This window comes from Curtobacterium sp. MCBD17_023, from assembly GCF_003224415.1.
Lineage (GTDB): Bacteria > Actinomycetota > Actinomycetes > Actinomycetales > Microbacteriaceae > Curtobacterium.
In genome coordinates, this window is the sequence record NZ_QKLJ01000015.1 from 25,072 (window position 1) to 39,923 (window position 14,852).

Annotated in this window: 14 protein-coding genes; 12 read left to right on the forward strand and 2 right to left on the reverse strand. The window is 71.0% G+C overall.

Annotated features, from left to right (window positions below):
• Positions 1-184 precede the first annotated feature (184 nt).
• The 5 genes from DEI84_RS13310 (at position 185) to DEI84_RS13330 (ending at position 6,584) form a co-directional block, all read left to right on the forward strand.
• Entirely contained in the window at positions 185-1,981 is a 1,797-nt protein-coding gene (locus DEI84_RS13310) for a peptide ABC transporter substrate-binding protein (RefSeq protein WP_110891196.1), read from the forward strand.
• 94 nt (positions 1,982-2,075) lie between these two features.
• Positions 2,076-3,035 (forward strand): ABC transporter permease, encoded by a 960-nt coding sequence (locus DEI84_RS13315; protein ID WP_110891197.1) that lies wholly within the window; start codon positions 2,076-2,078, stop codon positions 3,033-3,035.
• Complete coding sequence (locus DEI84_RS13320; RefSeq protein ID WP_110825621.1) at positions 3,032-3,928, forward strand: ABC transporter permease; 897 nt, start codon at positions 3,032-3,034, stop codon at positions 3,926-3,928. The genes DEI84_RS13315 and DEI84_RS13320 overlap by 4 nt, the downstream gene beginning before the upstream one ends.
• On the forward strand, positions 3,925-5,670 hold the full coding sequence (locus DEI84_RS13325) for an ABC transporter ATP-binding protein (protein WP_110891198.1): 1,746 nt from the start codon (positions 3,925-3,927) through the stop codon (positions 5,668-5,670). The genes DEI84_RS13320 and DEI84_RS13325 overlap by 4 nt, the downstream gene beginning before the upstream one ends.
• Positions 5,667-6,584, forward strand: coding sequence for an ROK family protein (locus DEI84_RS13330; protein WP_110891199.1), 918 nt, complete (start codon positions 5,667-5,669; stop codon positions 6,582-6,584). Before DEI84_RS13325 ends, DEI84_RS13330 begins: the two co-directional genes overlap by 4 nt.
• Before the next feature lie 15 nt (positions 6,585-6,599).
• On the opposite strand, the gene DEI84_RS13335 is transcribed toward DEI84_RS13330, so the two are convergent.
• The gene (locus DEI84_RS13335) at positions 6,600-7,742 is read right to left on the reverse strand and encodes an ATP-binding protein (RefSeq protein ID WP_181420463.1); all 1,143 of its coding nucleotides are present in this window, start codon (positions 7,740-7,742) and stop codon (positions 6,600-6,602) included.
• Between the two features lie 205 nt (positions 7,743-7,947).
• Here DEI84_RS13335 and DEI84_RS13340 point away from each other — a divergent pair, with 205 nt between their 5' ends.
• Entirely contained in the window at positions 7,948-8,673 is a 726-nt protein-coding gene (locus tag DEI84_RS13340; protein WP_110891201.1) for a phosphatase PAP2 family protein, read from the forward strand.
• Here the strand turns inward: DEI84_RS13340 and DEI84_RS13345 are convergent.
• Complete coding sequence (locus DEI84_RS13345; protein ID WP_110891202.1) at positions 8,654-9,112, reverse strand: iron chaperone; 459 nt, start codon at positions 9,110-9,112, stop codon at positions 8,654-8,656. The two genes, DEI84_RS13340 and DEI84_RS13345, sit on opposite strands and share 20 nt — an antisense overlap.
• A 54-nt stretch (positions 9,113-9,166) precedes the next feature.
• Here DEI84_RS13345 and mgrA point away from each other — a divergent pair, with 54 nt between their 5' ends.
• The 6 genes from mgrA to DEI84_RS13375 all read left to right on the forward strand — a co-directional run bounded on the left by mgrA (position 9,167) and on the right by DEI84_RS13375 (position 14,851).
• Entirely contained in the window at positions 9,167-10,210 is a 1,044-nt protein-coding gene (gene mgrA / locus DEI84_RS13350) for an L-glyceraldehyde 3-phosphate reductase (RefSeq protein ID WP_110891203.1), read from the forward strand.
• Between the two features lie 283 nt (positions 10,211-10,493).
• Positions 10,494-11,717 carry an MFS transporter gene (locus DEI84_RS13355; RefSeq protein ID WP_110891204.1) on the forward strand — a complete coding sequence of 408 codons (1,224 nt, stop codon included), beginning with the start codon at positions 10,494-10,496 and terminating at the stop codon, positions 11,715-11,717.
• Positions 11,718-11,796: 79 nt separating this feature from the next.
• Positions 11,797-12,237 (forward strand): hypothetical protein, encoded by a 441-nt coding sequence (locus DEI84_RS13360; protein WP_110891205.1) that lies wholly within the window; start codon positions 11,797-11,799, stop codon positions 12,235-12,237.
• Between the two features lie 53 nt (positions 12,238-12,290).
• The gene (locus DEI84_RS13365) at positions 12,291-12,896 is read left to right on the forward strand and encodes a TetR family transcriptional regulator (RefSeq protein WP_181420464.1); all 606 of its coding nucleotides are present in this window, start codon (positions 12,291-12,293) and stop codon (positions 12,894-12,896) included.
• A 38-nt stretch (positions 12,897-12,934) separates the two neighbouring features.
• Positions 12,935-14,491, forward strand: coding sequence for an FAD-dependent monooxygenase (locus tag DEI84_RS13370; RefSeq protein ID WP_110891207.1), 1,557 nt, complete (start codon positions 12,935-12,937; stop codon positions 14,489-14,491).
• A 3-nt stretch (positions 14,492-14,494) separates the two neighbouring features.
• Complete coding sequence (locus tag DEI84_RS13375) at positions 14,495-14,851, forward strand: hypothetical protein (protein ID WP_110891208.1); 357 nt, start codon at positions 14,495-14,497, stop codon at positions 14,849-14,851.
• Position 14,852 lies beyond the last annotated feature (1 nt).

A 14,852-nucleotide genomic window follows, 5' to 3' on the forward strand; every position in this document is an offset into this window, starting at 1 on the left:
TTCTCCAATCCGCGGCGACGGACGCGCTGACCGCCCGACCCGCCCGAGCCTACGGGGCGGACGGGTCGATCGACGCTTTCCGTCGATCCGCAGAAACACACTATTTACACGGGAACGTTTGTTTTTCCAACGACTTCGGCCATTGACTGTGCGGACCACGCCGACCCTCGCTCAAGGAGTCCACATGACCAAGCCCCGTCGCTGGGCCCTCTTCACCGGAGCCGCGCTCGCGGTGAGCGCACTGCTCGCCGGGTGTTCCGGAGGCGGTTCCGCCACCACCGGCACGAAGTCCGACGAGATCAACTACGCGTTGCCGGCGAACTTCACGCCGAACTGGATCCTGCCGATCGGCACCGCGGCGCACCTCAACACGAACAACGGCTCGATCGCGCAGTCGCTGTACGAGCGCTTGATCGCCTACGACGGGTCCACGGGCAAGATCGCGTGGAACAAGGCCGGGTCCGTCGCGACCGATGCCGACTTCGCCGACGACGGCAAGAGCGTCACGATCACGCTGGGGGACCGGCACTGGTCCGACGGCGAGGCGATCACGAGCCGCGACGTCGAGTTCTGGTTCAACCTCATCAAGGCGAACGCGCAGGACTGGGGCTCCTACTCCGAGGGCAAGGCCCCGGACAACTGGAGCTCGTTCACGACGGTCGACGACACGCACTTCACCATCGCGTTCGACCAGGCGTACAACCAGGACTGGATGCTCGCAAACCAGCTGAGCTACATCATCCCGCTGCCGCAGCACGCCTGGGACAAGACGAGCGCCTCGGCCGAGGTGACCGACGCCGACCGCACCCCGGCCGGCGCCAAGCAGGTGTGGAAGTACCTCAACACCGCCGCCGGCAAGATCGCCGACTACGACTCCGACCCACTGTGGAAGACGATCTCCGGCCCGTACGGCTTGTCGTCCTTCACGACCGCGGGGAAGGTCCAGCTCACCGCGAACGGCAAGTACGACGGTGGCGAGAAGGCGTCCATCACGACGGTCAACCTGCTGCCGTTCACCACCGCCGACGCCGAGACGAACGCGCTGCGCTCCGGAGCGGTCGACTACGGCTACATCAACGCCACCGACCTCGACCAGGAGGACTCCTTCACGGCGAAGGGCTACGAGGTCGACCCGTGGACCGGTTGGGCGATCACGTACATGCCGTACAACTTCAACAACCCGGACATGGGCGCCGTCTTCAAGCAGCTGTACGCCCGCCAGGCCGTGCAGATGTCGATCGACCAGGAAGCGCTGTCGAAGGTCGTCTTCAACGGCACCGCCACCTCGACGTACGGTCCGATCCCGCAGGCACAGGAGTCGGACTACGTCTCCGACGTGCAGGAGGACAACCCGTACCCGTTCAGCACGAAGAAGGCCAAGGCCTTGCTCACCAGCCACGGGTGGACCGCGAAGGGCGGCACCATGGTGTGCACCGACGCCGGCAGCGGCGCGGACCAGTGCGGCGAGGGCGTGGCCGAGGGCACGGAGTTCACGATGCAGGTGCTGTCGCAGTCCGGCTCCACCGTCACCGACAACATGATGAGCGCCGTCCAGTCGTCGCTCGCGAAGACCGGCATCGGCTTCACGATCAAGACCGCGCCGGTGTCGAGCGTCCTCTCGCAGACCCCGACCTGCACGTCGGACGAGGACAGCTGCGACTGGGACCTGTCGTTCTTCGGCACCGCGGGCAGCTGGTACTTCCCGGCGTACCCGACCGGTGAGTCGCTCTTCTCGACCGGTGGTTCGGCGAACTTCGGCAGCTACTCGAACGAGGAGGTCGACGCGCTCATCGACGCGACCACCACCTCGACCGACACGAGCGCCGTGCAGGACTACAGCGCCGCGGTCGCGAAGGACCTGCCGGTGATCTGGCTGCCGAGCCCGGACTACCAGATCTCCGTCAAGAAGAGCGGCCTGACCGGGTTCGACCAGGACTCGCTCGCGAACTTCCACCCCGCCCAGTGGAAGTGGAGCAAGTGAGCCGCTGACGCGGCCACTCCGGGAGGCTCGGTGCGCGCCCGTCGCGCACCGAGCCTCCCGGGTCCTCACCATCCACCCCGACGACGGAAGCAGCATGACCACTGCCCTCTACCTCACCCGCCGCGTCCTCCAGGCGCTCGCGGTGGTGCTCATCGTCACGATCGTCGTGTTCTGCCTGCTGCACGCGCTGCCCGGCGGACCCGCCCGCGGCGTGCTCGGCGTCGCGGCCACCCCCGCGCAGATCGCCGCGTTCAACCAGGCGCAGGGACTCGACCAGGCGCTCCCCGTGCAGTACCTCCGCTTCCTCGGGCGGCTGCTCACCGGCGACCTCGGCACCTCGTACACGCTCAACGAACCGGTGGCGCAGCTCATCCAGGAGCGCATCCCGAAGACCCTCGTACTGACCGGCCTGTCGGCGGTGCTCGGGCTCGTCGTCGCCATCCCGGTCGGCATGTGGCAGGCAGCCCGACGCAACGGTGCGATCGACTACGCCGCCACCGCACTCGCCTTCGTGTTCTACTCGACGCCCGCGTTCTTCCTCGGGCTCGTGCTCATCGTCGTGTTCAGCCAGCAGCTGCCGTGGCTGCCGTCCCAGGCGCCGAGCGGCACGACCCTCGCCGAGGTGTTCCAGCAGCCGGCCGGACTCGTCCTGCCCGTGCTCACCGGCGCCCTCGCGATGATCGCCGTCTTCAGCCGGTACATGCGAGCCGCGACGCTGGAGAACCTGCAGGAGGACTACGTCCGCACCGCGCGCGCCGGAGGCTCGTCGACGGCGACGATCCTGCGGCGGCACGTGTTCCGGAACTCGCTGACCCCCGTGGTCGCGATGCTCGGCTACTACCTGCCGGTGCTGTTCGGCGGCGCGCTCGTCACCGAACAGCTGTTCAACTACCCCGGCATGGGGCTGCTGTTCTGGAACGCCGCCCAGACCTCGGACTACCCGACCCTGCTCGGCTGCGTCCTCGTGATCTCCGTCGCGACCGTCATCGGCACGCTGCTCGCGGACGTCGCCCAGTCCCTCATCGACCCCCGTGTGAAGGCAGGCCGCGCATGACCACCGTCCAGCTCGCCCCCGAGACCCCCGGCGCCCCCGTCACGGCCGCCGCCACCGGCTTCCGGCTCGCCGCGCGCCGGTTCCGCCACAACACCCTCGCCGTGATCGGCCTGGTCGTGCTCGTCCTCATCGTGCTGTTCTGCTTCGTCGGGCCGTTCCTGTACCCGACCGACCAGACCCACACGATGCTCGAACAGGCGAACCAGCGCCCGGGCGGCGGCCACCTGCTGGGCACCGACGCCGTCGGGCACGACGTGCTCGGCCGGCTGATGTACGGGGGCAAGGTGTCGCTGCTCGTCGGCATCGCCGCGGGTCTCCTGGCGACGGTCGTCGGCACGCTCTGGGGCTCGGTCGCCGGGTACGTCGGCGGCTGGGTCGACGCGACGATGATGCGCGTGGTCGACGCCGGCATCGCGATCCCGGCCCTGTTCATCCTCCTCGTCATCTCGGCGATCACGACTCCCGGCGTGTGGGGGCTCGTCGTGATCCTCGGGTTCGTGTCCTGGCTCGTGCCCTCCCGGCTCATCCGTGCCGAGACGCTGACGCTGAAGAACCGCGACTTCGTGCTCACCCTCCGCGCGATCGGCGGCTCGCACGCCCGCGCGATCGGCCGGCACCTGCTGCCGAACTCGGTCTCGACGATCGTCGTGGCCGCGACCTTCCAGGTGGCGGACGCGATCCTCCTGGTCGCCTACGTCTCCTACCTGGGGCTCGGCGTGCAGCCGCCGGCCACGGACTGGGGCGGCATGCTCTCGGCGGGCCTCACCGCCGCCTACTCCGGTCGCTGGTGGCTCATCGTGCCGCCGGGACTCGCCGTGATCCTCGTCGTCTGCGCCCTGAACGCGGTCGGCGACGGACTCCGGGACGCATTCGACGTGAAGGGCCGCGGATGACCGCCACCGAACCGATCCTGGCCGTCGAGGACCTCGGCGTGCACTTCCGCACCGAGTCCGGTGACGTGCACGCCGTGCAGGGCGTGTCCCTGACCGTGGCACCCGGCGAGACCCTCGCGCTCGTCGGTGAGTCCGGCTCCGGCAAGTCCACCGTGGCGCTCGCCGCGATGGGGCTGCTCTCCGGCAACGCGACCGTCACCGGCAGCGCCGTCGTCGACGGGCACCAGGTCGTCGGCGCCGCCGAGACGGCCCTCCGCGGGCTGCGGGGGAAGACCGTCTCGATGGTGTTCCAGGAGCCCGCGACCGCACTCGACCCGCTCACCCGGGTGGGCGCGCAGATCGCCGAGGTCATCCGGAACCACCGGCAGGTCTCCGCGGGGGACGCCGCCCGCCAGGCCGTCGACCTGCTCCGCCGCGTCGGCATCCCGTCGCCGGAGGAACGCGCGAAGGCCTTCCCGTTCCAGCTCTCCGGCGGGCAGCGGCAGCGCGTCGTCATCGCGATGGCGATCGCGAACGAGCCGGCGCTCCTCATCGCCGACGAGCCGACCACCGCGCTCGACGTCACGGTGCAGGCCGAGATCCTGGAACTCCTCCGGGCGCTCGCCGCCGACACCGGCACCGGCGTGCTCCTCGTCACCCACAACATGGGCGTCGTCGCCGACTTCGCCGACCGGGTCGCGGTGATGCTGCGCGGGCGGATCGTCGAGACCGGCGGCGTCGAGGACGTGCTCCTCCGCCCGCAGCACGAGTACACCGAGCGGCTGCTCGCCGCGGTGCCGCGGCTCGAGACGGCGGCGTCGGCGCAGGACGCCGCCGGGTCGTCCGCACGCCGCCGAGAACCGCGGCGTGCCGAGGTCACCGAGGCGTCTCGCGTGCCCGACGCTGCCCCGCCAACGGACGGGAGGCCCGACCGCACCCCGGTGGTCGACCTGCGCGACGTGTCGGTCACCTTCGGCCGCGGCGCCCGCGCCGTGCACGCCCTCCGCGGCATCGACGTCGAGGTCCACGCGGGGGAGACCGTCGGTCTGGTCGGCGAGTCCGGCTCTGGCAAGTCCACCGCGGCCCGCGTCGCTCTCGGCCTCGTCCGGCCCACCGCCGGCAGCGTCCGGCTGTTCGGGTCCGACCTCCGCCGTACCCGGGGCCGCGACCGCCGCGCGCTCCGGTCCGGCATCGGGGTCGTCCTGCAGGACCCGGTCGCCTCCCTCGACCCGCGCATGTCCGTCGCCGACTGCATCGCCGAACCACTCGCCGTCCACCGCCGCGGGACGTCCTCGGCCGACCGCCGCCGCCGGGTGGACGAGGTGCTCGACGCCGTCCGGCTGCCGCGCTCCCTCGCGACACGGGCCCCGCGGGAGCTCTCCGGTGGGCAACGTCAGCGGGTCAGCCTCGCCCGGGCGCTCGTGCTCGACCCGCGCCTGCTCGTCGCCGACGAACCGACCAGCGCGCTCGACGTCAGCGTGCAGGAGGCCGTGCTCGAGGTCCTCACCGAGCTGCAGGGCGACCTCGGCTTCGCGTGCCTGTTCGTCTCGCACGACCTCGCCGTCGTGCAGCAGTTCGCCGAGCGCGTCGTCGTGATGCGGGCCGGCGCCGTGGAGGAACAGGGGCCCACCACGTCGACGCTCCTGCACCCGACCACCGACTACACGCGACGGTTGCTCGCCGCGGTGCCCGTCCCCGACCCGGTGGTGCAACGGCAGCGCCGGGCCGAGCGCCTGGCCTCCCTCGCCGCGGTGGCACCGTGACGGGCGCGGTCCTCGCCGGCGTCGACGTCGGCGGGACGAACACGAAGGTGCTCCTCGCCACCCCCGACCTCGAGGTCCTCGACCGCATCGACCTGCCGACCCCCGCGCACGACGGTGGGGACGCGATCCTCGACGCGGCCGAGGCGGCGGTGCGGTCCCTGCTCGACCGGCACCGGGCCTCCTTGGCGGGGGTCGGGGTGGGCGCCGCCGGTGTCGTCGACCCGACCACGGGCACCGTGCTCGTCACCGCGAACTCGTTCACGGGGTGGGCCGGTTACGGCGTCACCGACGCCGTCGCCGCACGGCTCGGGGTCCCGGCGACCCTCGACAACGACGTGAACGCGTTCCTGCTCGGCGAGGTCGCCGCGGGGGCGGTCGCCGGGGAGCCCGACGTCCTCGGCATGACGCTCGGCACCGGGGTGGGCGGTGCGCTCGTCCTGGGCGGGACGCTGTTCGGCGGACCGCACGGTGCCGCGGGGGAGATCGGCCACGTCCCCGGCTTCGGTGACACCGTCTGCACCTGCGGGGCGCGCGGGCACCTCGAGACCGTCGCCGGTGCCCGGGGCATCACCGACCGGTACGCCGAGCGCACCGGTCGCCGGATCGGGACGCACGAGGTCGCCACGGCGGCCCGCACGGGCGACCGGGACGCGCAGGACGTGTTCGCGACCGCGGGGTGGGGCATCGCCCGGGCCGTGCTGCTCACCGCCGGCATCCTCGACGTGACGACCGTCGTCATCGGCGGCGGGGTCGCCCGGTCGTGGGACCTGCTCGAACCGGCCGTCACGGCGGCGCTCGTGGCCGAGCCCCCGGTCAGCGGGGCGGCGATCCGCGTGGAGCAGTCGGTTCTCGGGGCGGACGCGGTGGCGCTCGGGGCAGCGGCGCAGGTGCGGCGGGTCGTGCTCGGGGGCTGACGCCTCAGCGCGGTTTCACGCCCGGACGGTGCGGTGGATGAAGTCGGCCATGCCGGGCACGGTGAAGGCGAGGTATCCCCGGTCCGGAGCGTAGACGTGCCCGTTCTTGATGAGCTCGTTCCGTGAGACCGAGAGGTCGCTCGTTCGTGTCTTCCCGGTCCGCGTCACGAGGTCCTGGATCGCTGACGGCCGTCCGTCATCGACTGCCATGGCCTGCATGAGTTCGCGCTGCTTGGGCGTGGCCCGGTCCCAACGCGACTGGTAGAGCCCCTGATCGACTTCGTCCCGTGCTCGGAGCACTCCGGCCGCCGCCGATTCTGCATCGATGCGGTCCTCGACCGACCGTGCGTCCCACACGTGCTTGCCGCACGCCTGCGCGAAGTAGGGGTATCCCTGGATGGACTCGACCGCGAGGTCGAGCGCGTCGTCTGCCCACTCGACGCCTGCTCGCTCCGATGGGTCGGTCAAGGCGAACCGAGTCTCTGCGTCGGTGAGGAGGTCGAGCCGCCGGTAGTCGTACAGGCGTTCCGCGTAGCTCGTTGCGTCGGCGAGTACCGACGGCAGCGACGGTAGTCCGGTGCCGATGAAGAACACGGGCACCGGCCACGACTCCTGGCCGAGAGCGTGCAGTGCCAGGTTCACGGCGTTGAGGTCGTCCTTGGGCGCTTCCTGGAGTTCGTCGATCGCGATGAGGAGTCCCTGTCCGATCTCCCGGAACGCGAGGCCGACCTCTCGCAGGAGATCCTCGAGGTCACGCTCGAGGTCACCGCTGTCAGCGACACCAGCAGTCGGGGCGACGTCGAACCCGAAGTTGTAGGTGCCACTCGGATCGACGCTGATTTGGAAGGAGCGGAACGCACCCAGAGCACGTCGGAACTTCTCCGCCACGGCGGTTCCGAGAGACACCGTGCCGCGGAGCGTCGAGTGGAGCTGTCGGACGACACCTTGCTGGAGACTGCGTTGCCGAGACGCTTCGAGTTTGACGACCGACCAACGCCCGGTCTCGATCGCCCGACGGGCGACCTCGTTCAGCAGGACTGTCTTGCCGACTCCTCGAAGTCCGGAGACCACCACTGGCCGGGCGCCTTCGGCCGTCTCGAGCGTCTCTGCGAGGGTCCGCTCGATGCCGGCGAGCAGCGCATCGCGGCCGGCCAGCACCGGCGGGACGCGACCCGCGCCCGGCTTGAAGGGATTGATGACATGTGCACTGCCACTCACTCGGTAAGCCTATCTCAGTGCGTATAAGCAAACCCCTTATACGAGCTCAGAGACCTTACCGGTTCCCCGCAGGGCTGAGCGCTCTCTGATCTCCGCCCGCCGGTCTCCCGGCTCGGCCCGGTCGGTCGACTGGGAGCATGGCCGGATGACCGATGCGCCGCTCGTGACGCCTGCCCGCCGGAAGCCCGCGCAGCGCGGCATCCTCGTCCCGACGCCCCACCCGCTCAGCACCATCGCGATCGCGGTCGGCGCGGTGGTCCTCATCACGATCGTCGGCTTCGTGCTCGGGGACGTCGACCTCGGGCTCGCGCGGGCGCTCAACGCGCTGCACGTCGGCGCGCTCGGGGCGTTCACGACCGCGGTCTACCACGTCATCAGCCCGGTGCCGGCGATCGGCATCACGATCGTGGTCACCGGCGTCGTCTGGCTCGTCCGGCGAGACGTCCGGCCGGCGGCGGCGTTCGCGGGGACGGTGGTGATCACCTGGGTGCCGTCCGACCTCGTGAAGGAGTTCGTGCAGCGGCCCCGTCCCGACACGTCCGCGCTCCCGCACCCCTTCGCGACGCAGCCGGACCCCTCGTACCCGAGCGGGCACACCGTCTTCGTCGTCGCGTTCGAGATCGCCCTGGCGTGGGTGCTCCGGGACACGCGGTGGCACCGACTCGCGGTGGTGCTCGGCTCGGTCGTCGTCATCGTGGTGGTGCTCGCGCTCACGATCGACGCGGTGCACTTCCCGACGGACACGGTCGCCTCGGTGCTGTGGGCGCTCGCCGTGGCACCGGCGGCACGGCTCGTCTGGGCGGACTGGGCGATGCCGCGGATCCCGGTGCTCCGCCGGGCCGAGTACGGGCTCAGCCGACCGCGCGCCTGATGAGCTCGGCGACGGTCCGCTCGTCGTCGAGCGAGAACTCCGGCGTCACCGCGAACGACGTCGGCCAGAACGACCCGTCGTCGAGCGCCGCCGCGTCCTGGAACCCGAGGGTGGAGTACCGCGCCCCGAACTTCGCAGCGTCCTGGAAGAAGAACACCACCGAGCCGTCCTTCGCGTACGCCGGCATCCCGTACCAGAGCTTCGGCGCGAGGTCGGGAGCGACCTCGAGCGCGATCCGGTGGATCCGCTCCGCCAGGCCGCGGTCCGGCTCGGGCATCGCGGCGATCTTGTCGACGACGGCCTGCGCGTCGAGGGCGGCCTTCTCGGCCTTCGAGGTCCCGCGCTTGCGACTGGCCTTCACCTCGGCCGCGTGCTCGCGCATCGCGGCGCGCTCCTCCTCGGTGAAGGTGCTGTCCGAGGTCTCGTCGCGTGCTGCCATGGCGGGTCCCTTCGTCGGTGGGCATCACGGTAGCGCCGTGGCAGGCTCGGGTCCATGACCTACATCGCTGCCGACGACCGCTACGACTCGATGACGTACCGCCGCACCGGCCACTCCGGCCTCGACCTGCCGCTGCTGAGCCTCGGCTACTGGCACAACTTCGGCGACGACGTGCCCTTCGAGACGCAGCGCGCCGTCAGCCGCCGGGCGTTCGACCTCGGCATCACGCACCACGACCTCGCGAACAACTACGGCCCGCCCTACGGTGCCGCGGAGGTCAACTTCGGCCGGCTCATGCGCGAGGACTTCGCCCCCTACCGCGACGAGATGGTGATCTCGACGAAGGCCGGCTGGGACATGTGGCCCGGTCCGTACGGCCAGGGTGGCGGTTCCCGCAAGTACGTGCTCGCCTCGCTCGACCAGTCGCTGCGCCGGACCGGCCTCGACTACGTCGACGTCTTCTACTCGCACCGGCTCGACGCGTCCACGCCGCTCGAGGAGACGATGGGCGCCCTGCACACCGCCGTCCAGCAGGGCAAGGCGCTCTACGTCGGCATCTCCTCGTACGACGCTGACCGCACCCGCCAGGCCGCCGCGATCCTCCGGGACCTCGGCACGCCGCTGCTCATCCACCAGCCCTCGTACTCGATGCTCAACCGCTGGATCGAGACCGAGGGACTGCTCGACGCCGCCGGGGAACTCGGCTTCGGCGTGATCGGGTTCACCGCCCTCGCGCAGGGGCTCCTCACCGGCAAGTACCTGAACGGCGTGCCCGACGGCAGCCGGGCCGCAGCGGGGAAGTCGCTCGACCCGTCGACGATCACCCCGGAGGTCGTCGAGCACCTGAACGCGCTGAACGCCGTCGCGGAGGCGCGTGGGCAGAGCATGGCGCAACTCGCGCTCGCCTGGGCCCTCCGCGACGAGCGCGTGACCTCGCTCGTCATCGGGGCGTCGCGCGTCGAGCAGCTCGAGGACAACGTCGCGGCGCTCGCGAACACGACGTTCTCCGACGAGGAGCTCCGCGCCATCGACGAGCACACCGTCGGCATCGCCGACGTCGACCTGTGGGCGGGCGCCCGCGCCGGCGAGGTCTCCTGATCCGACGCGGGCCGTCCCGCGCCGTTCCGAAATGTCACCGACGCACCTGCATTTCGACACCTAGGACGCCGGGTGTCGACGACCGGTCGGAACGGATCGACCGCGGGAATCGCCGGACGGGAGGCTGGGCACCAGCCCGGAACGCGCCTCCCGTCCGGCGGGTACCCTGGACAGGCAATCCAGCAACAACCGTGTATCTACCGGACGCCGGCACCCCGGCGGACAGCGGCGGCACCCGATGGGTCCGCCCGACAGGGGCGGGCCGAGAAGGCACACCCCCACCATGCTCCAACCGCGTTCCACCAGCGCGTCCCTGATCACCCTCGCCGGGCGGTCCTACTTCCCCATCGCCTTCATCGCGCGGCTCCCGTTCGCGATGATGGTCGTCGGCGTCCTGACCCTCGTGGTCGCCGCTCGCGACTCGGTCGCCCTCGGTGGCGTCAACTCCGCGTCCGTCGGCATCGGCTCGGCGCTGTTCGGTCCGCTCGTCGGCGCCGCCGCGGACAAGTACGGCCAGCGGGCGGTGCTCGTCCCCGTCGGGCTCGCCAACGCGGTGCTGCTCGGGGCGCTCCCGTTCGTCGTGCAGAGCGCCGCGCCGGACCTCGCCGTCCTCGCGATGTCCTTCCTCATCGGTGCGAGCGCACCGCAGGTCGCGCCGATGTCGCGTACCCGGCTGGTCGCGATCATCCGCAACCGCATGGACCCGAAGCGGCACGAACGGGTCCTCAGCGGCACGATGGCCTACGAGTCCGCGGCCGACGAGACCGTCTTCATCGTCGGGCCGTTCCTGGTCGGTGTCCTCGCGAGCGCGATCGCGCCGTGGGTCGCCGTGGCCGGGGCCTCCGTGCTGACCTTCGTCTTCGTGACGGCGTTCGCGCTGCACCCCACCGGTCGGCTCACGATCGCGCACGCGTCCGACCCCCGTCCCGCGCCGGCCCGGGAGCTCCTCCGGCCCCGTCTGGTGGTCGTGGTCGTCGGCATCCTCGGCATCGGGTTCTTCTTCGGGTCGACCCTGACCTCGCTGACCGCGTTCATGGCCGACCACGGCGGGTCGTCGCGCGCCGGCCTGCTCTACGGGCTGATGGGCATCGGCTCGGCCGGGCTCGCGCTCGGGTCGGCGGCGTTCCCGCGGGCCTTCCGGCTCGGCTGGCGGTGGCTGGTGTTCGGCGCCGTGCTCCTGGGCTCGGCGATCGTCTTCGCGACCGCGGACTCCGTGCTCGCGGTCGGGATCGTCCTCGCGGTGATGGGCATCGGCATCGGTCCGACCCTCGTCACGCAGTACAGCCTCGGGTCCGACCGCTCGCCGGTGGGCCGGTCGGCGACGACCATGACGATCCTCGGCTCGGCGGTCATCGTCGGACAGTCGATCGCCTCGGCCGTGGTCGGTGAGGTCGCGGAGCGTGCGGGTACGCCCGCTGCGATGGCGTTCCCGGCGATCTCGGCAGCCGTGGTCGTGTTGGCCGCGGTGGCGAACCTGGTGCTGTCCCGTTGGGACAGCGTGCGCTGACCCGAGCGCGCTCGGGTACCTGCACCGGTTCTCAGCCGGTAGCCTTCCCCTCGCGGCGTGGCCGTCGCGATGATGAGCCGTGCGTCGCATCACGGTCGTGGGTCTCGGGTCCGTCCTCGCCGTCCTGGTCGCCGCGGGCGTCGTCGTGTGCGTCCCTGGCAGATCGGGGCCGTCCGCGCCGCTCCCACCGGCCGGCGCCTCGGCGAGCACGGTGGGCCGGGCCTTCCTGGACGCCGCCGTCCGCCGCGACTGGGACGGGATGCGGGCGCTGTCGAGCCCCGACGACACGAGCTGGTGCCCTGCGAGCCTGTGGGCCCGGTGGGCCGGCGAGGGTGACCCGACCATGCACTCCTGGGGAGGACTCCGGGACGTCTCGGCCCCTGCCGACGCCGATCGGTGCTTCGAGTACTCCCTCCGGGAGTCCGGGCTCGTCGGGATGGCGATGGGGGAGGGCACCTGGGGGTTCTGCGAGCGGCACACCCGGCACGGATGGCGGATCGTGTCCGAGGGCCAGGCGTAGATTGCCCATCAGGTAGATTTGCCCAATGGGCAAGTTCGGTCTACGTTGGCCGCATGGTAGACGAGGTCTCGTTCCGTGAGCAGAAGAAGGCAGCGATCCGTGACGCGTTGAGCGTGACGACAGTGCTGCTCGCCCGGGAGCACGGGCTCGACAACATCCGTGTCGAGGACATCGTCGGCAAGGTCGGGGTGTCGAGGCGGACGTTCGGGAACTACTTCTCGAGCAAGGAAGACGCCATCGCAGACCGCCACGTGCAACGCGTCCGCGCGGCGGCCGTCGAGCTGCTGCAGCGGCCGCGCGAGGAGCCGCTGTGGACTGCTGTCACGGAGGCGCTGCTCGCTCCGTACGAGGCGGAAGAGACGACGGTCCCCTCGCAGGAGGAGCAGAGCGGGCTGCTCGCAGTGCTGTCGACGCCAGGCATGCAGTCCGCCGTCGACCGAGGTGCCCGCGCAGCGAACGCCGTCTTCACGACCGCCATCGCGGCACGCTCTGACGCAGCACCGGATGACCCCCTGCCTGGTCTGGTGTCCGCCGCGGCGCTGTCGACCTTGTTGACGACGCTGGAGTCCTGGGCGGCGCGTGCAGAGCCGCAACCCCTGCAGCCGTTCCTCCGAGCTGCGTTCCGACTCCTCGGCGACGGTTTCGACCACCTCCGCTGACCACTGTTCCCACGGATTCCGGCAGAAGGAAGATCATCATGTACGACGTCGTCATCGTCGGAGGCGGACCTGTGGGCGTCTTCGCCGCCTGCGAGCTGAAGCTCGCGGGTGCGAACCCCCTCGTCCTCGAACGCCTCCCCGAGATCAACCAGTGGGACAAGGCGCACGGCTTGACCGGACAGGTCGTCCGACTCCTGGACCACCGCGACTTGTTCGAGCAGTGCGCTGGGACGGCCGTCCCGGCGCCTGCGCCGAGCTTCTTCTTCGGAGCACTGCCCCTTCCCCTCCACGTGCTCGGCGACCACAACCCGATGTACCTGCTCCACATCAACCAGCGTGACCTCGAGCGCGTCCTGAACGACCGTGCGGCAGAACTCGGTGTCGAGATCCGTCGCGGCGTCGAGATGCGTTCCTTCGCGCAACACGACGACACCGTCACCGTCGACGTGGTCGACGCCGCGACCGGTGCGGAGCGGACCCTCTCGGCGCAGTACCTGGTGGGGAGTGACGGGGCGCGGAGCACTGTCCGGAAACGCTCCGGTATCGGCTTCCCCGGCAACACCGACGAGCACATCGTCGACCGCACAGCGCTCATCGCCCCGACTCCGCAGCTGACACCCGCCGGCCCCGGGAAGGTGCACGTCGCCGGTCTGGGGGAGATCGCCGAGAGCTTCCACCGCACCGAGACCGGCGTCGTCACCATCGCCCTCCGCGACCCGGAGCACCCGCTGGTCTACACCGCCGAACGGGAGGACCACCCCGAGCACAGCTTCCCCGGCGACGGAGCAGCCATGACGCTGGCCGATATGGAGGACAGCCTGGAGCGCGTCCTCGGCGTCCGCGTCGACCTCCAGGCGCCGGCCGCCGGCGAGCCGACGTTGCTGCGCCGTCTGACCGGTCGGAACACCCGCGTCGCCGACCGCTACCGCGACCGGCGGGTGTTCCTGCTCGGTGACGCCGCACACGTGCACTCCGCCGCCGGCGGACCCGGCCTGAACCTCGCACTGCAGGACGCGGCGAACCTCGCCTGGAAACTCGCCGCCGTCCTCCACGGCTGGGCCCCCGAAGGTCTGCTCGACACCTACGAGACCGAGCGCCGCCCGCTCGGGCAACGCGTCTTCATGCAGACCCAAGCACAGACCGCGCTCATGGCGCCCGGCTCGGACGTCACCGCCCTCCGCGACCTGTTCGCCGAGATGCTCACCGACACGACCACCGTGCAGCGCATCGCAGACCTCCTCGCCGGGTCGGACGTCCGCTACGACATGGGTTCGATGGACCCCGACGGCCCCACCGGACGGTTCGCGCCGTCGACGACGGTCGAGCTCGTCGACGGGACCACCCGCAGGATCCCGGAACTGCTCCGCGACGCCCGCCCCGTCCTGCTCGACGCGACGGGCGGACACCGCGACACCATCGCCCCGTGGCACGACCGCGTCGACCAGGTGCCACTGGCCACGACGCACGGACAGACCTCGATGCTGGTTCGACCCGACGGCTTCATCGCCTGGTCCGACACCGACCCTGCCTCCCTCACCGAGGCGCTCTCCGCCTGGTTCGGAACACCCGAGCACAACTCCACCGGAACGGTGTGAAGCGTGGACCTCGACGTCATCGGAGCCGCGATCGTCTCGATCAGCGGTGCGCTCTTCGCGACCGCTTCGATCTGGTGCCTGGTCGGCCTCTTCCTCAGGACCCGCGGGGAGTCCGTCCTCCCGGCAGCTTCCAGAGCCCACCTGTCCACGTCGGCATCGACGGTCGTCGCCGGGCTCGTGGTCCACGTCATCGGCTTCTTCCCCGAAGCCTTCGTGCTCGTCTACGCGGGTGCGACGTCGACGCTCGTCGCCGTCGCCGTCGCACGGACGGCGGAACGCACCACTCCCGCCCGGGTCGCGGGACCGGCACTCCTCACGGCGAGCGGGATCGTCACGCTCACGATCGGGCTGCTCATCTGAC